This window comes from Shewanella sp. NKUCC01_JLK, from assembly GCF_019345615.1.
Taxonomy (GTDB): domain Bacteria; phylum Pseudomonadota; class Gammaproteobacteria; order Enterobacterales; family Shewanellaceae; genus Shewanella; species Shewanella oncorhynchi.
The window spans coordinates 96,876-119,174 of the sequence record NZ_JAHKRD010000009.1 but is presented as its reverse complement, the minus strand read 5'-3'; the positions used below and the strand labels follow the sequence as shown (position 1 = coordinate 119,174).

The following is a 22,299-nucleotide window of genomic DNA, read 5'->3' as shown; positions in this document are numbered from 1 at the left end:
CAAGGATGTTGCTTATGCGACTTAGCAAAACGTTATGTAGCCTAGCTTTGCTTTTTATTGGACTATTTGGACTCGGGGCCTGTAACGGCCCTGCGGACGAAGATAACGGTGGCACAGATGCCACTGACGGTATCTATAAACTGTCTATCGACTTTAAAACCTTATCGGGTTCTGAATGCGGCAGTGTTACTTCACTCCAAAGTTTCCCTAAAAACACAGGCTTTTGCGCAGTCGCGAAGTTAAAGAAAGGCTCAGCTACAGTGAGCAATCAGAAAGTAGACTTTACGACAGACCTTGGTGTATTAACACCTAATAGCAAACTAACAGACAATAACGGTGAAGCCATTATTATCGTTAGTAATCCTGATTTACTTGTCAATGCAGGGATAATTACTGCAACGACAACCCCAAATGATTCCACAACGGCGCTAACAGCTACCCGCAATTTTGAGTTTTTAAGTGCTAGCGATGGTACTTCTCCTGCTGCACCCAAACTCAGCGCCAGTATTTTAAACAGCTCAGCCTTAGTCACTCGCTTTAAAGTCGATGAGTCGGTGCAATTACAAGCCATATTGCTCGATAGCGAAAGCAAAGGTATCGAAGGCGCTAAAGTCACCTTTACTGCTGGTTCAGCGGCGCTCAATCCAACCAGTGCGTTGACCAACACTCAAGGTATTGCGCAGGTGCCCTATACGCCAAGTGCAACTGAATTAGGGGCAAATGCCTTAACAGTCACTGTGGACTATCAAGGTCAATCGCTGCAAACCAGCAGTTTGTATGAAGTCTTGAGTAAAGATGCCGTCAATCAAGAAGGCACGCTGAAACTCGGCTCATTCAATGGCGCTGACTTTACCGAAGGTAAACTGGCTAGCACCTTAACCGCCGATGCCAATGGCAAATATAAAATCAGCGCAGGCGGTAGTTTTGGTGTAAGTGCAAGTTTAGTATTAGAGGCCAATGACGGCACGGTTACGCGAGTACAAACACCCTCATCCATCAGCTTTAGCTCAGATTGCACCACAAACAATAGCGCCACACTCGATACCCCAGTTACAACCTTATCGGGTAATGCGAGCTCGACCTTCCAAGACACAAGTTGCAGTGGCAACAGTGAACGTAGCGACCAAATCATCGCTACAACCGTAGCTGGCAATCAGACGTTAACGGCGAATTTCCCATTTACTCTGCAACGTCAAACGCTTGCCAGCTTAAGTTTTGAGTCGGCAGAGCCTGCACAAATTCGCATCAAAGGTGCGGGCGGCACAGGTTCAAGCGAATCCTCTTTAGTCAGCTTCAAAGTCACCAGCGCCAATGGCCAACCCGCAGCGCAACAGAATGTCAGCTTTACCTTAGATACGGTTGTCGGTGGTTTAAGTTTTGCCAATGGCACTGCGAATGCGCAAAGCCTGACTAACTCCCAAGGTATCGCCAGTGTGCGCGTATTATCCGGTACAGTACCCACGCCAGTGCGCGTAGTCGCTACTGCAGTTGATACTGATACTAAAGAAGTTATCACTAGCCAATCAGAGCAACTGACCGTCAATACTGGCTTGCCGCAACAGCTTGGATTTAGTCTATCAACGACAGTATTCAATCCAGAAGCAGGTGACTTTAATGGTGAAACTGCAACGATCACCATACGAGCCTCCGATAGTTTTGGTAATCCAGCGCCCGATGATACTGCTGTCAACTTCACGACAGAAGGTGGCCAGATCCCAACATCATGTTTAACTAAAAATGGGACATGTAGCGTTGTTTGGACTTCACAAACTGCACGAGTACCCGATCACCGCATCACGATTCTCGCTTATGCCTTAGGTCACGAAACCTTCTTCGATACCAATGGCAATAACATCTTTGATGATGCTGATGTTAGTAAAGACATCAATGGCACGCCTGTGCCTGACTTGGCTTGTTTAACGAATTCAGGCGTTGTGAAAAAATGCACAGGCAATGGTATGGACATCGAAGCCTATCTTCCTAGTGGTTTTAGTGATCTAGGTGATGCGTTTAGGGATGACAATGAAGATGGCATTAGGAATTCAGCCGAACCATTTTGGAATACTCAAGCAAAAGAATATAGTTTTGCCGATGGTAAATTTAACGGTCCACAATGCGAAAGCGCACTCTGCGGCAAAGGCCAAGCCAATAAAACCTATATCCGCAAAGCCTTAGTAATGAGCATGTCAGGCTCACAGGCTTATATCAGTGTGATGCAAGACGGTGTGTTATTGCCGAGTGTGAATGACATCAAGCCTGTGGCCGTTGGTGCTAGTTCTGAGTTTGTAGTATTTGTCCACGACAGTGCGAATCAAATCATGCCAGCTCAGACAAGTATCGAACTTTGCGTGGATTGTGCTGGAACGCCTAAAACCTTCGAGGTTCCCAATACTGTGTATGCGAAAGGCAGTCTAGGTTCACCACTGAAATTTACGGCATCGGCCAACACCAGCGTATCGGTGAAAGTCACGACCCCTAAAAATGTGGTCACTGATAACTTAGGTTTCACAGTGCCATCGCTTTAAAACGTGATTAAGCAAACTAAAAAGACCCGCGAATGCGGGTCTTTTTATTGGAGGATTTTATTAGAGGATGACAACCCACGGCCCTTAGATCTACTACACATCTTTAGTTATAGCTGTGCATCTATGAGCCATGACTCTCACTAATTTTATAGCTCTTAATTTTGTAGCTCTACTGCGCGGCGTAACCGGAAACTACGTAAAGCCAAATACAATGCTCCCACAGCCGCCCATATAAGCCCCAACTCTAATGATTGTGGCTCTAAGTTCACCCAAAGCACGCCAATAGTGCCGGCGCCACACAGGGGTAATACTAAGTATTGTAAGTGGTCTCTAAAAGATTTATTACGTCGATCCCTTAGGTAAAACTGCACAATCACGGATAAATTCACGAAGGTGAACGCCACTAAAGCACCAAAATTCACTAAAGCTAGCGCCATTTCTAAATCAAATGAGACGGCAGATAGCGCAAGCGCCCCCACCAACAAGACATTAAATGCAGGGGTTCGCCATCTAGGATGGATATAAGCAAACCCTTTGCGTGGCAACATATTATCCCGCCCCATCACATATAAAATCCGTGCAACCCCAGCATGGGCAGCCATACCGGATGCCAATACGGCAACAGTGGTCGCCACTAATACGATGGACTGGAATAGATTACCACCCACATAGAGTGCAATTTCAGGCAATACCGCATCAAGCTGTTGAAAGCGGGAAATATCGGGGAAATAGAGCTGCAAAAAATAAGACACGCCAACAAAAATCACGCCACCGAGCAAAGCCGTCAACACAATCGCGCGAGGGATAACACGTTGAGCATCTTTAGTTTCTTCAGTCAGTGAACTTAACCCGTCAAAGCCGAGGAAGGAGAAACACAGAATCGTCGCCCCTGTAAATAATGGCGCCATCGCCATATTATCGGCATAAAATGGTCGCACACTCGCGACGACACCTTCGCCTTCACCGAGGGAAATGCTATAGGCCATTAGACCAATGAACACCACAATAATGGCGATCTGTGCAAACACTATCACCCCATTAAAGTTCGCGACGAGATCAATCCCCTTGAGATTAAGCAAGGTCATTATGGTCACAAGAGCGAAAATAAAGATCCAAGGTTCGACGCTGGGAAACATGGCGGTTAAATAGATTTTTGCGAGCAACATATTGATCATTGGCATAAACATATAGTCCAGCAGCGATGACCAACCCACCATAAAACCAACATTCGGGCTAAAGGTTTTTTGAGCATAAGTGTAGGCTGAACCCGCATAGGGATATTTACGTACCAAATGACCGTAACTAAACGCGGTAAATAAAATCCCCGCCAATGCGAATAGATAAGACGTAGCCACATGGCCAGAGGTGATCTCGGAAACAATACCAAAGGTGTCAAAAACGGCCATCGGCGTGAGATAGGCAAGCCCCATCACCACCACTTGCCATAAGTTGAGGGTCTGCTTCAAACCCGGATTTTGTTGGCTCATCAGCACACCCCCATTGTACAGGGTTGAACACCTAAGCACGCATCTGCAATTAGTTTTTGCTTGCGGCTAACCGTCTGCACTCTAGGTTTAATGGCTAATGCAACAACTTGATTTACAACAACTACCGACAATCCGGTACACAACAGCCCCATTGGTCTTTCCTCAGTAAAATAGGTTCAACTGAACCTCATATCATTTCCGGATGTTTACCGGCCTCAATTGTTTTAAAACACATACGTCATAAATAAAAAATAACCGAGATACTGAGTATCTCGGTTATTTTTTCGGCGCGCATTCTCCCCCAAAACCAATAAGAAGACAACCCAATAAAAATATTAAGTGATCCGCAATCTGTGATGGCTTAGTGAAAAACGACAGAATCCAAGTACAAGACTTGATATCAGCTCACGATCCTCAATCTGCTTTAATCAGAACCAATATCTCCCTTTGTCGATACATTAGAAGAATCACCAGCAGCACTGCGCAGCAAGGTTTGTAATTGTTGCAGCTCGAGTCTGATGGCTTTCAACTCCTCGTGCATTTGTCTTTGTTCCTGCTCCAAGACTTGTTTGTCCTGCTCACGCTCTAATGCATGCTCTTCGTCACTGAAGGTTTGCATGGTATTGACGATAATCGCAATAAACAAATTTAGCATAGTGAAAGTAGCCACCAGAATAAATGGCACGAAAAATACCCAAGCATAAGGGTAAACTTCCATCACTGGCCGCGAAATTCCCATAGACCAGCTTTCAAGCGTCATTATTTGAAATAGGGTATAAAACGAATCAGCAATGGTGCCAAACCATTCCGGAAACGTACCCCCAAAGATTTTGGTGGCGATCACCGCAAACACATAATAAATCAACAGTAATACCGTGGCGATCGATGCCAATCCTGGAAGTGATCCCAACAGAGCTGACACGACCCGTTTCATTGATGGCACAATTGTTAACACTCTCAGCACCCGCAACACCCGTAGCGAACGCAGTACAGCCAGAGGCCCAGATGCAGGGATCAGTGCAATCACTATCACGGTAAAATCGAACACACTCCAAGGGTCTTTAAAAAATTTCCCCCTATAAGCATAAATCCGCAGCAATAACTCCACGACAAATACACTCAGCAGCACCTTATCAAGACTCATCAACAAAGTACCGTATTGCGCCATCAGGCTGGCTGAGGTTTCCATACCTAACTGCACCGCGTTGATTAAAATCAATGTCAAAATAAAATGACCAAACCAGTTTTGCTCAACCAAGCTAATCACTCGTGCCTGCAAACCCGTTGGTACGTTAAGTAAAGATGTACTCATGTCGACTCCTATAATCACAATTGCGGCGATTGTAGCGAGTGCGCTTTCAGATGCCCAGTTTTTACGGTGGGTTAAATAACAACAGGGTTAAATGCAGTGGATTGAGCAAGATTTGGATAATATGAACAGCAACTTTTATGAGGGGGTGGGTAAAACGTCATTACGTCCTCAGTAAACGATTAACACTCGCCAATAAATATAAATCTAAGGGATCGCTAAAAACTAATGGGTACCAATCAGCAACAACTTCGTTCTTCGCTTAATCCCCAACATCGCTAGGCCGAAAAATACCGCAAATAAGCCCCAGAGTTGCAGCCATTTTGGCATCACACTCGCCCAACTTGCGCCCATTTGATTGAGTTCTAGCATGCCCATAATCGCGGGTACCGCGGGAATAAACTGTGAGCCGAGTACTAAAGGTTCTGGGATCAGTGCTATCGGCCACACAAAACCTGACACGAATAGAATAGGCATAGAGATCAGCAGTAGCACTTGGGTGGGTAAATCGCGGCGGGTGAACAAGGTGCTCATGGCAATACCTGCGGCGGCGGTAGCCAGTAAAAACGGCAATAACCACAGCGCAACTAAACCAAGGCTCGCTTGAATACTCACGTTATACCAGTGATAACAATAGCCCACATAAAAGCTGGTAAAGAAGATATAAATCAACATGAAAGCAAGAATACGACCACAGACTAATTGCACCGGTGACACCTGCTGCCAATACCCTTTATGCCGCCATTGCCCAGCCCCTAAAATGCCAGTACCTATGAGTAAGGTTTGGTGCAAAATCAGCAAGAACAGTCCAGGTACCACATAGGGCGTATAACCTAGGCTCTGGTTAAAGGCAGGTACACTGTTAAGATGAAGCGAGTTTAAACTCTCTTGGGCCTGCTTAGGATTTTGTCCTTGAGCAAGCATGCCAATCAATTGCACTTGTTTTCCCGCATCCATTCCAGCGCTAACTAAGCCTTCAACAACCGCGGAATAAATCAAAAAGTAACTAGCATCACCGCCATAGCTTAGCGTCACACCTTTACCAAGCAATAAATCGCGGCGGAATCCTTCTGGGATCACGAGTAAGCCGTGGGCCTTACGCGTCTCAATAAAACGCTTCGCCTCGGTAATCGAACCGACTTGACCTATGACTTGAATTTTTGCGCTGGCATCGGCATGACGGATCAATTGACGGCTTAGGGAAGAATGGTCTAAGTCCACCACGATCAGTTGTTGCTCGGTCGGCACTTGATTCAGATAGGGCAAAGGATACAAAACCGAATAAAACAGTACACCGCCAAATAAAGTCACAGCAATCGCTTTATCGCTAATAATGGCCTTAAATTCAGTGAGGATCAGTCGCCACAGACTGAGCTGACGTGGTGTGTTTGCGTGTTCGCTATTGGATAAATTCATCCTATTGCCCCTTCGCAGATATAGCTGCGTCCGAGTCATAAACCGTCACTGAAGCATTGGTGTTAACTGTGATAGGCAGTAATTTACGCGACAGGAAATATATCAAAGGTATCAGACAGATAAAGCCCCAATAGCTGGTGATTTGGCTCGCTACACTTGGCCAAGTGGCGCCATAACTCACGATACTAACATGGGACTCAATATAATGGCTCGATGGCATGATAAGTCGCCACCACTGGGCTAATTGCGGCATTTCGTGAGTCGGAAAAGTAATGCCCATAAAGGCAAACGCTGGCGCAAATAAAGCGGTACAAAAGCTGATAACCCGCGCACTGTCACGCATCACTACAAATATTAATAACACTAAGCTCCAGACTGCCAATAACATGACTAATTGCGCGAGCAATAATAGGGCTAAACTCCCCGCCATCGGCAGAGCAAGATACAAATACAGCCAAGCTAAAATAAAGCCGCCCTGCAGCATCAATATCGGCGTAAACAGCACCATTTTCGCCCACACCTTAGGCCAAAAATGTTCAGTTAAGAGATTCGACATGCCATCGGCCTGAGTGGTAGGCGCTAAATGCAGCTCTCGATTTAAGCTGTTTGCCATCACTAACATAGATAACAACTGCCACAGCGCAATCAGCACTGGCGGTACTAAGAAACCTATGTAATTGTTATTTCGGTTAAACAGGGCTGTTGTTTGGCTTTTGACTGGGCTTAAATTCACTGTGACTTGGGATTTCGGTGTACCATTTGCGAGCTGCTTTAAACCCGCCACTTGCTGTAATCCGTCGCCTAAACTCAGCTGAATTTGGCTTGAAAGTAACTTACCCACCAGCAAAAATTGACTGTTGTAGCGCACATCAATTGTAGGTTTATGGCCTGTAAGTAAATCCTTTTTCATATCATAGGGAAAAACCACAATAGCGTAGACTTTCGCCTGTTGCATCGCGCTTATCGCCGAGGATAAGTCGGTAAAACTTTGCGGATCGGTAACTGGATTTGCCTTAAGCTGACGAGTCAACATGCGGCTCAATTGACTATGATCTTGGTCGACAATCGCCACGGGCAGTTGCCTTGGCAGACCTGCACTGAACAACCACCATAAGCATAAAATCCCCAGTAGTGGAATATAACTTATCAGCGCTAACTGCCAAGGGTCATGCCATAGGGCACGCAGCTCACGGCGAACTAACGCTGTGAGCAACGCCATAAAGCTTATGCTCGATGGCTGTGATTCGCCCTTAATCTTGTCCGCCGCGTTGGCGTGAGGCGTACGTTCAGTCACGACTTTTACTCACTACGCAGCAGCACAGACATGCCGACACGCAGATCGGTAATCGGCTGGTTTGGACGCAATTCCACTTCAAAGGTTCGCATATCAAAATCATGGCCACTTTCGGTCGAACGCCAAGTGGCAAACTCACCCATCACACTGATATGGGACACAGTAAAATCCACATCCTGCCCGAGTGCCGGAATCGTTAATTGAATTGTTTGACCTTTTTTGAAACGTTTAAGTTGGTCTTCTCGCACTTGGAACACGGCCCAAGCATCCTGCATATCAATCAAACTAACAATCGGAAAACCACTGGGAGCCAATTCACCCGCCTGTAACAGCACGTCGCTGATCTCACCCGATTTAGGTGCGCGCATTTGGCTATCTTCCATAATGGCGCTAACTTCTTTCACTGCACCTTCAGCCTTACGGGCATTACCTGCCGCAGCCACTTTGGTTTCCGCCCGCGCACCTTCCTCGGCCATTTGGTACATGGCTAAGGCCGCTTGTTCTGTGTATTTTGCAGCTTGCCATTGGGTAAAGGCTTCATCGCGTTTTTGTCTTGCCGCCACACCTTCGTTAAATAAATTTTCGACTCGGGTATAAGTGGTTTTAGCGAGCGTTGCCGCCGCCTGCGCCTTGAGCCATTGCTCCTTGGCTGCCATCACTTCTTGACTGCGAGCACCGTTGTTGGCTTCTAGCTGCATCGCCTTAGCGGCATCACGGCCACCTTCGGCCTGCATTAACTTTGCATCTAGCTCAGGACTGCGGATCGCAAATAATAAATCCCCTTGGGCCACACTATCACCGCGGCGCACGAGCACTTGCTCGACTCTGCCTGGCACCTTGGACGAAACATTGTACTCACGGGCTTCAATCTGGCCCTGCAACAAACTCGGCTGCGGGCTATAAGCGAGCTTGAGTCCATAGGCTAAGATAAGGCCTAATGCGACCAACGCCACAAGGGCAAGTATTCTGTTAGCGCGCATTGTTTGTCTCCTGCACTTGGGTAGGGGCTGTGGTACGACCGATAAATTCATCTAATTGACCACTGATGGCCATTAATCTGGCATAGGCTTGCACATAACGATAACGGGCAGCCAATTGCTGAGTTTTCACTGCGCTCAGTTTCAGCTCCGCATCGACTCTGTCGATAGAGGTTGAAAGCCCTTGATTAAAGGCGATTTCCCTAAGACGCAGGTTTTCAATAGCAAGTTCGAGCGAAGTATCGAGCGCCGTCACTTCTTCCTCGGCCTGTAATAATTGGCGATAGCTTTGATCCACCAGCAGGCTCAAGTCTTGTTTAGTTTGTGCCTTGGTATAACGAGCTTGTAAGAGTGCACTTTTCGCCGCTTCGACCTTACCGCTACGGCCATCGCGGCTGATCAGTGGTACATTGACCCCAACCCCAACCATCCAGTCAGGTGTGATGCTCGTCAAGAGTGTGTCCTCTTCATACAAGGTGTAGTTACCGAAGAGGAAAACCGTTGGATGGTATTTACCTTTTTCCAACGCTATTAAACCGTTCGCTTGCGTTTCTTTCGCTTCGAGCAATTTGAGCGCCGGATGTTGGCTCAGGGTAATTTGGCTGAGTTGAGCGAATGAAGGAGCCTGTGGCAGTACAAATAAGGGAGAATTTGTGCTCACCTGACTTTGCTGTAGCATACGTGCCAGCGCGATCACTGCCATTTCGTGTTGCCGACGAGCACTGCCTAAATTGACTTTAGCATTGTCTAGGGCGACCTGAGCATTGAGGCGCTCAACCTTAGCAATTTGCCCTTCGCGCTCTAGTGCTAAAGCATGATCAACATGCTTAGTTAACGAGCCAACCAGATCAGTCTGAGTATTCACCAATGCCAACGTCACATCGACAGCGTAATATCTATCCACCAGCAGGGTAAATAAATCACGAGTAGCCAATTGTAATTCTTGTTGCTTCTCGGCCACCATAGCCGCGTGTATACCTTGAGCCGCAGTGATCTGTCCGCCCGTATAAATCGGCCACATTGCCTGTAAGCTGGCGCTAAAAATATCTTGTTCACTTAAGGGCAGCGGCGGAATACCCGCAATAATGCCGCCAAGCGATGGCGGGATAGAAATCACAGAATTTAATTCTTTCAGATCAAACTCAATCGGTTTATCCAAATGAATATAGTTACCGCGAATGTCTAATGAGGGCAAATTTAAGCTCTCGCCCGCCTCTTGTTCCCCCTTAGCGCGGTTAACTTCCTGCGATTGTGCTTGCAACTTGTCGCTCACCTTCAGCACTTGCTGCCAAGCATCAGTAAAGCTAATCGGCTGAGCATAGCCAGCCGAAGGCAATGATAATAGGCACAGCCATACTACACGTGATAGTTTCATTAACACCTCTAGAGTAGTTACTCTAATTTCCTTTGCGAATGATAACATTCATGGTGGGTAGCGACTAGAACCCATAAGCGTAAGGTTCTAGGTTTTATGCTGTTCCGCCCACGGTGAGCTTATCGAGTTTTAGGGTCGGTTGACCCACACCCACAGGCACACTTTGACCATCTTTACCACAAACGCCCACTCCTTGATCTAAAGCCATATCGTTACCGACCATAGAAATCTGGCTCATAGCCTCAGGGCCATTACCGATTAAAGTAGCGCCTTTAATGGCTTGAGTCACTTCACCATTTTCGATCAAATAGGCTTCGGATGCTGAGAACACAAACTTACCCGAAGTGATATCGACTTGACCACCGCCAAAGTTAGGGGCGTAAATTCCCTTCTTCACTGACTTAATAATCTCACTGGGATCTGACTCACCGGCCGTCATATAAGTATTGGTCATACGTGGCATAGGCAAATGTGCGTAGGATTCGCGGCGACCGTTACCCGTTGGCGCAACACCCATTAAGCGAGCATTGAGTTTGTCTTGGATGTAACCCTTTAAAATACCGTCTTCAATCAATACGGTTCTTTGGGTTTGTACACCTTCATCGTCGATACTCAGTGAACCACGACGATTAGGCAAGGTGCCATCGTCGACCACAGTCACTAACTTAGACGCAACCTGCTGGCCGACTTTGCCGCTAAAGGCACTGCTGCCCTTACGGTTAAAGTCGCCTTCTAAACCATGTCCAACCGCTTCATGCAGCAATACGCCGGGCCAACCATTACCTAACACCACTGGCATTTCACCCGCTGGCGCATCGATGGCATTTAGATTGACCTGCGCTTGACGCACGGCTTCGCGGGCAAAGGCGAAACACATAGGTAAACCTGTGTCATCGCTTGCCATTAAAACACCGTAGTCATGACGACCACCACCACCAGCGCCGCCACGTTCACGTTTACCGTTTTCTTCCAAAATCACGCTACAGTTAAAACGCACCAGAGGACGGATATCGGCCGCAAGAGTGCCATCACTCGCAGCAACGAGGATTTCTTCGTGCACACCAGCAAGGCTAACCACCACTTGAATAATCCGGCTATCTAGACTGCGAATAAAAGCATCGGCTTCTTTCAGCAGGTTGATTTTTTTGACTTCTTCCATCGCCGCAATCGGATCTAAGCTGTCGTATAACGCCAATGCTTTTTGACGTTTAAAGGCTTGTACTTGAGTCTGCTCACCCGCACTAGCAATGCCACGGGCAGCCTGTACTGCAGCGCTTAAGGCGGCAGGAGTGATGTCGTCGGCATAGGCGAAACCGGTTTTTTCACCGCTGATGGCCCGCACGCCCACACCGCGTTCAATATGGAAACTACCGTCTTTGATGATGCCGTCTTCCAGCACCCAAGATTCGTGGCGACTACCTTGAAAATAGAGATCGGAATAATCGATTTTGTGCTGATGTATGGTGTTTAGATAGGTTTGCAGGCCATCTAACGCTAACCCATTCTTCAATAAACTTTGCTCTACTTGTGCTAAAAATGGCATCTATGCTCTCTTTGACCCCAAGGGATCTTGATATTCTGAGTGTAAATTCGGTGTACTAATTCTATGTGTTAATGCTGCGTATCGACTCAAGCGCAAATTCAGCATTTCAACTCGTCTGCTGGCTACTGGCACATTATTTCAAGCTTGGTTCAAGGAAACGATTATGCTGCATGACGGGCATTTTACTGCGAATACTGTGCAGTTCGGTTAAGTCGACCTCAGCCTGTACCCAACCTGTACCGGTTTTGAGTTCAGCCAAAATATTCCCCCAAGGACCGACTATCATGCTCTGCCCCCAAGTTTCACGGCTGCCTTCGTTATGCTGTCCCCACTGAGCTGCAGCAAGAATAACGCATTGGGTTTCAATCGCTCTGGCCTGTAGCAATACTTGCCAATGGGATTCCCCCGTCACCTTGGTGAAGGCAGAAGGGACAGTAATAATCTCGGCACCCGCAAGACGCATCGCCCTAAACAAGTCGGGAAAGCGTAAATCATAACAGATGGTTAAGCCAATTTTGCCAAAAGGTGTATCGATAACGCTAATGTGATCACCGGGGCAGAAGGTTTCGCTCTCGCGATATTGTTTTGTACCATCGGCAACATCCACATCAAAAAGGTGCAGTTTATCGTAATGCCCTAAAGTATCACCTTTATCATCAAACAGATAACTGCGACTATAGACACGACCATCCTCAGCCAACGCCGGAATAGTCCCCGCGACCATAAACACCCGATACTTGGCGGCCAGTTCACTTAACGCCAATTTGAGCGGACTCTGATGGACATCACCCGCATAGGCAAGTTGCTGACTTTCGTGGCCACCAAACAATAAACTACATTCGGGTAACACGACTAAGTGGGGCGCATCGGCATCCCGTTTGAGTTCGTTAAGCTGCGATTCGATAAACTGCAGATTGGCGCTGACGTCGCGACTGCTCTGACATTGCAACAGGCTGATGTGCATTCAGCTCTCCCTGAATTTGCTTAATCGGTTCTACTGCTGGCTGATTCTCTGGTGTGGCAGGCGTGTTTGGCGCTTCAGGCGAAGGCGTCGCTTGAGGTTGCTCCCGCTTTAAATCGAGCGCTTTAATTTGATCTGTTGCTGGCTTTAGCTCTTCTGACTTTGATTCTTCAGATCTGGCCTCTTCAGGCTTAACGTCTTGTGGCTCGAGCACTTCTGGTTGTGTTGCTTGAAGCTGTGGCTCAGATTTAGCGTTGCTTGGTTTGACTTCAGTTGACTGAGCTTCAGTTAACTTAGTTTCAGTTGGCTTAGCTCCTGTTAATTGAGCCTCGGTCGATTTAGTCTCTACCGGCTGAGTGATATCGGCGTTATGACTCGCGGCTTCGGTCGGCACCGCTGGGCGCTCAACGCCAACCACAGGTAAAATAGATTCTGGAATTTCAATCTCTTTACTCTTTCGCTCTAACTCTTCGACCACGGGCTCAGCCATAGTCCCAGTCACCCGAAAACGAATTTCTGAAATCACTTCAATCACAGGCTCAAGCACTTTTGTCAGGGCAAAGGCCCCCAGACCCAGTGTCCACGCGCTGGTACTGAGCAATACGACAGTCGGCACACTTGAGGCCAATTGTGGCACAAAGCGGATATCGTAATTCAAACTTTCAGTGGTGAGATCCGTATAGCCACGCACCTTCATATTACCCGCGATGGCATCCATTTCAGTGTCTGTGGTTTTCACCACGCCATTATCAATCTGCAGATTGCCATTGAAAGAGTTGAAATACATGCCCTGACCGAAGACATCGGTGAAATCCAGCGACAGTTTACGCACCAGAGAATCTAAACTGAACAGGGAGAAAATCCGCGCGCCCTTGTCACTCACCTGAGATAAGTGGCCTTTGCCTAAGTTGAATTTCACCTTGCCATTTAAGGTTTCGAGGGAGAAGGCATAGGGAGCACCTTGCCAAGATAAGTCCGCATTAACCTTCAAGGGGGCTTCATTAACGCCAGGCTCTATACCCAATTGAGCAGACAGATAACTAAACTGAGTGGCATTTAACTCAACACTGAGATCAGTTTTATTCTGTCCAGCCTGTTGCTGCCAAATGCCACTGCCCTGCAAATTGACATTGGGCGTAGTCAAAGACAATGTTTGAATTTTATATCCTGCCGCTTGTGGGCTCGCCTGCAAAACGAGCTTTCCAAAGGATTTATCGAAGAAACGAAAATCTTCCACATTCACTGCAACTGGCGGCAAGTTAGTGAGCACTTGATCACTGGCAAAATCGGCATCCGTGTTCGGCTTTAACTCAGGTGAAAAATAGAATTTATTCGCCACAACTTTGAGACCTTGAGTTTTCCAATTTGGATAGAAATCGATCCAACCGTCAAATTCGTTGGCAACGGTATTAAAACGCCATCCCGTCTCGTTAGGCTTAGCATTAAGCCTAAGCTCCGTCAGTTCTTGCCCTAAAAGATCGAGCCGACCGATATGAGAATCGATACTCGCCACCGCGGGAAATAAACTTTTATGTGGAATATCATCAACTAAAATGCCCATTTTCGGTATTTTCTCTTGACCAACAAAGGCATTAATCACAGGTAACCATTCGGCTAATTTGGCCTTACCGAGATCGATTTGAATATGACCTTGTTTCGTATTTCTGGCTTCATCCTCACCAAATAAACGCCCCAATAACAAGTCAAAATAACTAAAATTTGCGCCTTTATCGGCATCGAAACCACCGATAAACTCGGCATGACTGGCAAGTTTGACATCGAGCGTCGCATCATCTTGATCGCCAACAAACTCAGCGACTAAAGGTCGTGGTTCATTTTCGGGTTTAGCAAAGTATCCTGGGAGTAACAGTTGCGTCCCCAGCATATCCGAAGTTACTTTGGCTTGGATTTGATAACCTTGCTCAGTAAATAGCATAGTCATAGCACCGTCCCAACTGATTTTTCCCTGATAAAAATCACTCAAGGGATTGTGCAATTCATCGGGGAGACGGCTGAGCTCCCAACGACTTTTCAGCGAAAGATTAAGGCCAAAATCTTTACCTTTAGGCTGAGTGTCGAAAGTTAAACTGAGCGGTTGTTCGAACAAGCGCGCTTTAATGCCTTTTCCTGTCACAACCTCATTCGCAAAGTCGACTACACCAGTCACGCCATGAAGTTGAAGCCCTGGCTGAGCAATATATACCGGTGTATTATCAAAACGGATTTGACCACGAATATCTTCAGCTTCACCTTCATACAGTGGAATGCTGATGTCTAAAGTGCCAGTAACAGCACCTTGCACTTGCACGACATCTAAGGTTTTGCCTACTGAGCTCGCCAAAGGTGAGGCTTGTAACACCTTAGTCGCCGCACTGCCTTGAGTAGCAAGTTCGGCTTCAATCCTCAGCAGCGTCTGTTCACCAATGGCGGGAATAAATACATGGGCACCTGTGGCATCCACATTCATCAGCTTGCCTTGGTTTAACCAAAGATCCATGCGGGTATTTTCAAACAAAGCGTTAAGGGACAGATCTGTTACCGCAGGCCAGTCGGGTTGAAACTGAAATTTAGCATCTGTTAAGGTAAATGCTGCCTGAAATACGCCGCTATTATCATCGAAGGGAAAACCACTTAACGGACCACGCCAAACAACTTGCGCATCTTGGGTCTGACCCGCTTTAAGCCCAGTATCCAAATACTCGGCCAGTGATTCACCCATCGCCTTATTAGGGAAATACTTGTCGGCATTGGCCACATTGTTGATACGAACATTGGCCGCCAGCGCCATGTGTGCAGCACCGCTAAAGTCCAAATTCAATGCCGCATCAACGCCGATATCTTCGTTTTCAAACTGCAACTGAGGCACATTTAAACTCAGATGTTCAGTATCGAATTGACCATTAATTGGCGCCCCATTGAACACTAATGGCGCCGAAAATTCATCACCAAAATCGAGGGTGTACACTTGTTCAGGTAGAGAGAAATACAGCGTCTTATCTTGCCAGCGCAGGCTTGCATCTATTGGATGAGTATTGGGAATACCCTCGACCTTCTGCCAATGCAACTGCTTCACTTCGGTACTGGCGAGCAAAGGCTGGTCGGCTTTTTGATACAGGCGGATTGGTCCAATACTAGCCTCGGGAGCTAACGCATGCCATTGACGTAATACGGCTCTATCGACTCCAGGAAATAGCGGCAGCAGCGGCAATAGACTCTGAGTATTAACTTGATTCACATAGGCAAATAATTCATCGTTTTGACGCTTCGCGGCCAGCGTTAACGCCGGCCAATGCTCACCATTGGTGACAAAATCCAGTCCTGAACTTTGCACTTCCCAACCTGTCGCCTTTGGCTGCCAAACAATATCGCCCGCTTGAATTTCAAATCTCTGCGGCTCTTGCTTTAATGTCCATTGCAGCCAGCTCGGCTCAAAATGAACCATAGCAGAACTGATGCTGCGGTCGGCAAACGTAAGCCAAGCCTTAAGATTGACAACCCCTTCTAAGGGTAACTTTTGAGTAGAATCATAGGGATTAGGCTGACGTGAAGCCCATTCACCTAAATCCAAAGAGTTAGCCGCCAAATAAATCTGCCCAGTCAAACTGTCGGGATTTGCACCATCGCCCTTGATATCTAACTGTAATCCGAGAGATTCATGCTCAGAGGCATGACTATCAAGATACAACTCTCCCGCACCGCGGTGACGTTCACCATGATTGCGCCAGTTCAAATGACGGATATGGATCGGGCGAAACTCTTGGTGCATGCTCAGCAATTGCACAGTGGCATTGGTTAAGGAGAATCTATCGAGTTGTTTGAGTAACAGGGCATAAAGCCAATCGAGTTGCGGGGCTTTATTAATTGTGGCGGGATCGTTTTCAGTAAGCTTATCCATGTCTAAAGCGACATGGACACCCTCAAAATTGACATCTTCGATTCGCGGGGTGAGTGTGAGCAGCGATTGCCAAAAATCTAACTTCACTTGTACGTTCTTGATCATCAAGGTCACAGGCAGTTGTTCCTGTGGCGGGATCACTAAGTCATCGATGTTAATTGCAGGGCCAAATGCCTGCCAATGGGCGGATAACTCCCCCACTTGCACATCGACTTTATATTCGCTTTTTACGTAATTAACCAGTTGCTGGCGAACTTCATCAACCTGCGGTAATAAGCCACGGATCAAACTGACGGCAAGCGCAAACAAGACCAAAATAAGCGCCAGAAATTGCCAACAAAAACGGCTAAATTTTTTTGCAGTAAAAAGCGTAGCCACTACATCATCACCACATCGTATTTGTGCTGTGAGTACATAGGCTCATTTTGCAAACGGATGCGCTTACCTATGTAAACCTCAAGTTCAGCAATAAGATGATTATCATCGGTATGCAGACTTTGATACACGGCAGGCGAACAATACAACAGGAACTCATCAGCATCGTAGGCACGGTTTAAACGGATTATTTCGCGAAAGACCTCATAGGAAACCGTCTCGACTGTCTTCATGCTCCCCGTGCCATGGCAGGCCGGACATTCGCCGCAGACGACATGCTCTAAACTTTCTCGGGTACGCTTACGGGTCATTTCGACTAGACCTAACCCCGAAAAACCACTCACATTGGTTTTCACCCTATCCTTAGACAAAGCGCTGGTTAAGCTACTAAGAACACGAGCCTTATGATCCGCCGTCATCATGTCGATAAAATCGATAATAATGATGCCGCCGAGATTACGCAGACGTAACTGCCTCGCTATCGCTTGGGTCGCTTCGAGGTTGGTATTAAAAATGGTTTCTTCAAGATTCCTGTGCCCCACAAAGGCGCCGGTATTGATATCCACAGTCGTCATGGCTTCGGTTTGATCTATGATCAAATAGCCACCAGACTTGAGCTCGACTTTACGGCCGAGTGCACGTTGAATTTCGTTCTCCACATCGTAGAGATCAAAAATAGGCGCAGGTCCTGAATAATGCTCAATCTTATCGGCAATCTCTGGCATAAACTCCTGCGCAAAAGACTGCAACTCGGCAAAAGTGCGGCGAGAATCCACTTGAATACGGTCCAGCTCAGTACCGACAAAATCACGCACAATGCGCACAGGTAAGGCTAAATCTTGATACAGGAGCGACACACCACTGCGTTTACGTCGCTCACTCACCTTTGACCAAACTCGGCGTAAAAATGCCGCATCTTGGGATAACTCATCTTCCCCTACGCCTTCGGCGGCGGTGCGGATAATAAAACCACCGTCATCATCAACATAGGGCAAAGTAATTTGTTTGAGGCGACTGCGTTCTTCTTCTAGTTCAATACGCTGGGAAACACCAACATGGCTAGAACCTGGCATAAAGACTAAATAACGGGAAGGCAGCGTGATATCGGTCGTTAGGCGTGCGCCCTTGGTGCCCAGCGGATCTTTAACCACTTGCACCATAATGTCTTGCCCTTGACGGACTAACTCGGCGATATCACGAACAACGAAATGGCCTTTCTCAACATCGGCGACACACTCAGTGTGCGGTACTATGTCGGACGCATGTAAAAAAGCCGCTTTATCTAAGCCAATATCGACAAAGGCGGCTTGCATACCGGGTAACACACGGCTGATTTTACCTTTGTAAATATTCCCCACTAAACCCCGTTTCATCCGGCGTTCAATATGGACTTCTTGCAGCACACCATGCTCAACTAAAGCAACGCGCGCCTCAGATGGAGTTACGTTGATCAGTAATTCTGAACCCATCTTGCGCTGTATTTTATTTGGATTTAAGCGACTGGTATTCACGACTCACCCCATTCGGGAAACTAGATTAATTAATCGAAGTTACAAACTCTCTAAGCATGAAAACCGAATAAAGGAACAAGGTCAACGTCATTGGAGTACTCGATTCAGAGCCCTAAACGCCAATAAGGTTCATTCTAACCTCAAGCCAAAATCGCAATATAAGCAACCAGCAGCAGTTAAATAAAGCCAACTTCGGCTAACAACTCACGCGTTTCAACCAGAGGTAAACCTACAACGCCAGAATAACTGCCTTCAATTGCAGCCACAAAACACCCGCCGAGCCCTTGAATGCCATAACTGCCCGCCTTATCCATGGGCTCTTTTGAAGCCACATAAGCCTCAATGTCAGCTGCCGATAAAGCGCAAAAACGCACTTGTGTTTCGACTAAGCGCACTGAAGTTTTTAAGGTTGAGTCAGACTCGCCTGCTTTGTAGGTCAGTGCCACAGCCGTCATCACAGTATGCGTTCGGCCAGACAGTTTACTGAGCGTTTGCTTAGCATCGGCCACATCCAGCGGTTTACCTAATATTTGATTTTCAAGCACTACGATAGTATCAGAACCTAATACAGCAGGCTGTGACATATCTGCGCATAATGCCAGTCCAGCTTGGGCTTTTTCAGCAGCTAAACGTCGTACATAATCCCTTGGCGCTTCGCCCTGTTGCACAGTTTCATCAATATCCGGTGCCACTTGCGTGAAACTAAACTCAGGACGACCGAATCCAATCTGTGCCAATAATTCTTTGCGACGTGGCGAAGTTGAAGCTAAAACTAAATCCACAGTTAACGAACCTTATAATGACGTCGAACCCGACGTAAAATCCAAAATATCCAAGGCCAGATCACTAATCCTGAAATCGCAGGTAAAAATAGATCCGTTTTGAAAACAGCCTCTTGCATAACAAATTCCACCCAGTAAATCACTAAGTGATAAATACAAATCAGTAGCATGATCACTAACGACTGTTGCCATTGAGGGAAGTTTCGCAAACGCTGGCAATGCAAGATAGCAATATAAATAACCAAAGACATGGCTAAAGAGCGCACACCTAAGGTGGCTCCCAATAAAATATCTAATACTAGGCCTAAAACCCATGCGGTTAAGATGTTGTATCTGTGGGGTAATGCGATAGACCAATAGAGAACAATCATTAATAGCCAGTCTGGACGCCAAGCATCAACAGCACTTGGTAAAGGCATGATCTGGCTGATCACGCCGATAAATAATGTCACCCAAACAATAAAGCGCCCATTGGCGGCCTGAAAACTCATTAATGCACCTCAGCCACAGGAGGAGTGGTTTCCGTTGACGGTTTGGTCGCAGGCGCGGTCACAGGTTTAGAAGCCTCTGCTGGCGTGACACTTCCGCCAGCAGGAACAGCGCTATCTGCTTTTGGTACATTATCGCTCGATGAATGATCCGCAGCAGGCACGGTAGGCTGACTCGGTAAAGTCACACCAGAATCGGGGGATGGCCAAATCAACAATAAATAACGAATACGATCTAACGCCGCTAAAGGCTGGGCGGTAACTCGAGCGTAACTTTGACCATCTTCAGTCAACACTTCCATTACCCGCGCGACCGGATAACCTTCCGGGAAACGATTCCCTAAACCTGAGGTGACCAGTAAATCGCCGACACGAATATCGGTACTCTTGGCCACATGGCGCAGCTCTATTTCATCTAGCTCACCCGTACCATTGGCAACAAGGCGCACATCATTACGGGTGATACGCACAGGTAATCCGTGTGATACATCGGAGAGCAATAACACCCTACTGGTCATTTCACTGACTTGTACCACTTGGCCAACAACCCCTTGGGCGTCGACCACAGGCTGCCCAACAAATACACCACTGCGTGAACCATGGTTTAACACCGCATAGTGATGGAAAGGATCGCTAGCAACCTCCAATACTTCAGCCACCATTTTGCGCGAATCAAGGTAGGCTGGTGAGCCCAACAGTGCGCGTAAACGTTCATTTTCTTGGCGTAAGTGTTCGAAACGCTGTAAGCGTTCACTCATCAGCAGTTGCTGCCTGAGCAGCTCTTTATTCTGCAACGCTAACATATTGCGGGTGGCAAAACTTTCAGACGACCAGTCAAGCGCAACACCGGGCACGCTCGCTAAATACTGCAATGGACTAAAAAAAGAGGATAACGATTGCCGTACAGGATCGAGGCGATGATTAGCCACGAGCAAAGCCACCGACAAAATAATTGCCAGTGTCAGACGGAATTGGTTTGAAATACCACGAACAAAAATTGGCTTCATAGGAAAGCTAAGGCGGTGATTAACCGCCCCATACCGAAGTTAAATTAGGTTTCTTCGGAGAACAGATCGCCGCCGTGCATATCAATCATTTCGAGGGCTTTACCACCGCCACGTGCTACGCAGGTCAATGGATCGTCCGCCACCATTACAGGAATTCCGGTTTCTTGCATTAATAAACGGTCTAAATCACGCAATAAAGCGCCGCCGCCAGTTAACACCATACCGCGCTCAGAAATATCTGAAGCTAATTCTGGTGGAGATTGTTCTAACGCCACCATCACAGCACTTACGATGCCAGATAATGGCTCTTGTAAGGCTTCTAAAATTTCATTGCTGTTCAGTGTAAAGCTACGAGGTACACCTTCTGCCAAATTACGGCCGCGGACTTCGATCTCGAGCACTTCATCGCCAGGATAAGCAGTGCCGATAGTGTGCTTGATACGCTCAGCCGTGGCTTCACCAATCAAACTCCCGTAATTACGGCGGACATAGTTGATGATCGCATCATCAAACTTATCACCGCCGATACGTACCGAAGACGAATACACTACACCATTAAGTGAAATAATCGCGACTTCAGTGGTACCACCACCGATATCCACCACCATAGAGCCGGTCGCTTCAGATACCGGTAAACCCGCACCAATCGCAGCTGCCATTGGTTCTTCAATTAAATACACTTCGCGAGCACCAGCGCCCATGGCTGATTCACGAATAGCACGGCGTTCTACTTGAGTAGCACCAACGGGCACACACACAAGCACGCGTGGACTTGGACGAAAAAAACTATTGTTGTGCACTTGTTTAATAAAGTGCTGCAACATTTTCTCCGTCACATAAAAATCTGCAATAACACCGTCCTTCATTGGGCGGATAGCTTGGATATTGCCAGGCGTTCTGCCTAGCATTTGTTTAGCTTCTGTGCCGACCGCGGCAACAGATTTCTGACCGGAGCCACTACGCTCACCACGTATAGCAACAACAGAAGGCTCATTGAGGACTATGCCTTCGCCACGAACATAAATTAATGTGTTAGCTGTACCCAAATCGATCGATAGATCATTAGAAAAAATGCCGCGTAGCTTCTTAAACATGTAACTAGCCTGTATTCTGTGGAGTCAGAAGAAAAGAAAAATCAGCTAACTTTATCAATGCCACCCTGATTCCACAAGACCGAGGAGGTTAACAATCGCTAATGAAGTGATTTTTTTTCAAATCGCCACGTAAAAAACAGTATTTAAGCGGAAAATACTGTTTATTGACGAAAATATCAGCAACAAAAAACGAGTGAACATACAATTCAGCAACAAATATAAAACTAAGGCATTGCATTTAGAATCTGTTACAAGCGTTT

At 47.0% G+C, this 22,299-nt stretch carries 15 protein-coding genes; 1 reads left to right on the top strand and 14 read right to left on the bottom strand.

Features of this window, described 5'->3' with window-relative positions; all coding sequences use genetic code 11:
- Window positions 1–14 precede the first annotated feature (14 nt).
- The gene (locus KO537_RS11400) at window positions 15–2,525 is read left to right on the top strand and encodes an Ig-like domain-containing protein (protein ID WP_219234508.1); all 2,511 of its coding nucleotides are present in this window, start codon (window positions 15–17) and stop codon (window positions 2,523–2,525) included.
- A 155-nt stretch (window positions 2,526–2,680) separates the two neighbouring features.
- Here KO537_RS11400 and KO537_RS11395 read toward each other — a convergent pair whose 3' ends face one another.
- The 14 genes from KO537_RS11395 to KO537_RS11330 all read right to left on the bottom strand — a co-directional run bounded on the left by KO537_RS11395 (window position 2,681) and on the right by KO537_RS11330 (window position 22,039).
- Window positions 2,681–4,012 carry an APC family permease gene (locus KO537_RS11395; RefSeq protein ID WP_219234507.1) on the bottom strand — a complete coding sequence of 444 codons (1,332 nt, stop codon included), beginning with the start codon at window positions 4,010–4,012 and terminating at the stop codon, window positions 2,681–2,683.
- A 424-nt stretch (window positions 4,013–4,436) separates the two neighbouring features.
- Window positions 4,437–5,324: an ion transporter gene (locus KO537_RS11390; RefSeq protein ID WP_219234506.1), complete on the bottom strand. Its 888-nt coding sequence runs from the start codon at window positions 5,322–5,324 to the stop codon at window positions 4,437–4,439.
- A gap of 222 nt (window positions 5,325–5,546) precedes the next feature.
- Complete coding sequence (locus KO537_RS11385) at window positions 5,547–6,737, bottom strand: ABC transporter permease (RefSeq protein ID WP_219234505.1); 1,191 nt, start codon at window positions 6,735–6,737, stop codon at window positions 5,547–5,549.
- 1 nt (window position 6,738) lies between these two features.
- Complete coding sequence (locus KO537_RS11380; protein WP_173248704.1) at window positions 6,739–7,956, bottom strand: ABC transporter permease; 1,218 nt, start codon at window positions 7,954–7,956, stop codon at window positions 6,739–6,741.
- 80 nt (window positions 7,957–8,036) lie between these two features.
- Complete coding sequence (locus tag KO537_RS11375) at window positions 8,037–9,011, bottom strand: efflux RND transporter periplasmic adaptor subunit (protein ID WP_173247150.1); 975 nt, start codon at window positions 9,009–9,011, stop codon at window positions 8,037–8,039.
- Window positions 9,001–10,383 carry a TolC family protein gene (locus KO537_RS11370; protein ID WP_173247152.1) on the bottom strand — a complete coding sequence of 461 codons (1,383 nt, stop codon included), beginning with the start codon at window positions 10,381–10,383 and terminating at the stop codon, window positions 9,001–9,003. The genes KO537_RS11375 and KO537_RS11370 overlap by 11 nt, the downstream gene beginning before the upstream one ends.
- A 94-nt stretch (window positions 10,384–10,477) precedes the next feature.
- On the bottom strand, window positions 10,478–11,926 hold the full coding sequence (gene tldD / locus KO537_RS11365; protein WP_113940074.1) for a metalloprotease TldD: 1,449 nt from the start codon (window positions 11,924–11,926) through the stop codon (window positions 10,478–10,480).
- A 133-nt stretch (window positions 11,927–12,059) separates the two neighbouring features.
- The gene (locus tag KO537_RS11360) at window positions 12,060–12,890 is read right to left on the bottom strand and encodes a carbon-nitrogen hydrolase family protein (protein WP_173247154.1); all 831 of its coding nucleotides are present in this window, start codon (window positions 12,888–12,890) and stop codon (window positions 12,060–12,062) included.
- The gene (locus KO537_RS11355; RefSeq protein WP_219234504.1) at window positions 12,814–17,160 is read right to left on the bottom strand and encodes a YhdP family protein; all 4,347 of its coding nucleotides are present in this window, start codon (window positions 17,158–17,160) and stop codon (window positions 12,814–12,816) included. Before KO537_RS11355 ends, KO537_RS11360 begins: the two co-directional genes overlap by 77 nt.
- Window positions 17,160–18,626, bottom strand: a complete 1,467-nt coding sequence (gene rng, locus KO537_RS11350; protein ID WP_168825804.1) for a ribonuclease G — start codon at window positions 18,624–18,626, stop codon at window positions 17,160–17,162. The genes KO537_RS11355 and rng overlap by 1 nt, the downstream gene beginning before the upstream one ends.
- Window positions 18,627–18,844: 218 nt before the next feature.
- Window positions 18,845–19,450: a Maf family protein gene (locus KO537_RS11345; RefSeq protein WP_173247158.1), complete on the bottom strand. Its 606-nt coding sequence runs from the start codon at window positions 19,448–19,450 to the stop codon at window positions 18,845–18,847.
- A gap of 2 nt (window positions 19,451–19,452) precedes the next feature.
- Window positions 19,453–19,941 (bottom strand): rod shape-determining protein MreD, encoded by a 489-nt coding sequence (mreD, locus tag KO537_RS11340; RefSeq protein WP_105251286.1) that lies wholly within the window; start codon window positions 19,939–19,941, stop codon window positions 19,453–19,455.
- Complete coding sequence (gene mreC, locus KO537_RS11335; protein ID WP_173247163.1) at window positions 19,941–20,945, bottom strand: rod shape-determining protein MreC; 1,005 nt, start codon at window positions 20,943–20,945, stop codon at window positions 19,941–19,943. Before mreC ends, mreD begins: the two co-directional genes overlap by 1 nt.
- Window positions 20,946–20,989: 44 nt before the next feature.
- Window positions 20,990–22,039 carry a rod shape-determining protein gene (locus KO537_RS11330; RefSeq protein WP_105251284.1) on the bottom strand — a complete coding sequence of 350 codons (1,050 nt, stop codon included), beginning with the start codon at window positions 22,037–22,039 and terminating at the stop codon, window positions 20,990–20,992.
- Window positions 22,040–22,299 lie beyond the last annotated feature (260 nt).

Coding starts and splice junctions, on each gene's coding strand:
- mreC (WP_173247163.1), bottom strand. CDS start 20,945: ATGAAGCCAATTTTTGTTCGTGGTATTTCAAACCAATTCCGTCTGACA.
- KO537_RS11385 (WP_219234505.1), bottom strand. CDS start 6,737: ATGAATTTATCCAATAGCGAACACGCAAACACACCACGTCAGCTCAGT.
- KO537_RS11390 (WP_219234506.1), bottom strand. CDS start 5,324: ATGAGTACATCTTTACTTAACGTACCAACGGGTTTGCAGGCACGAGTG.
- KO537_RS11370 (WP_173247152.1), bottom strand. CDS start 10,383: ATGAAACTATCACGTGTAGTATGGCTGTGCCTATTATCATTGCCTTCG.
- KO537_RS11400 (WP_219234508.1), top strand. CDS start 15: ATGCGACTTAGCAAAACGTTATGTAGCCTAGCTTTGCTTTTTATTGGA.
- tldD (WP_113940074.1), bottom strand. CDS start 11,926: ATGCCATTTTTAGCACAAGTAGAGCAAAGTTTATTGAAGAATGGGTTA.
- KO537_RS11330 (WP_105251284.1), bottom strand. CDS start 22,039: ATGTTTAAGAAGCTACGCGGCATTTTTTCTAATGATCTATCGATCGAT.
- rng (WP_168825804.1), bottom strand. CDS start 18,626: ATGGGTTCAGAATTACTGATCAACGTAACTCCATCTGAGGCGCGCGTT.
- KO537_RS11360 (WP_173247154.1), bottom strand. CDS start 12,890: ATGCACATCAGCCTGTTGCAATGTCAGAGCAGTCGCGACGTCAGCGCC.
- KO537_RS11395 (WP_219234507.1), bottom strand. CDS start 4,012: ATGAGCCAACAAAATCCGGGTTTGAAGCAGACCCTCAACTTATGGCAA.
- KO537_RS11380 (WP_173248704.1), bottom strand. CDS start 7,956: ATGGCGTTGCTCACAGCGTTAGTTCGCCGTGAGCTGCGTGCCCTATGG.
- KO537_RS11375 (WP_173247150.1), bottom strand. CDS start 9,011: ATGCGCGCTAACAGAATACTTGCCCTTGTGGCGTTGGTCGCATTAGGC.
- mreD (WP_105251286.1), bottom strand. CDS start 19,941: ATGAGTTTTCAGGCCGCCAATGGGCGCTTTATTGTTTGGGTGACATTA.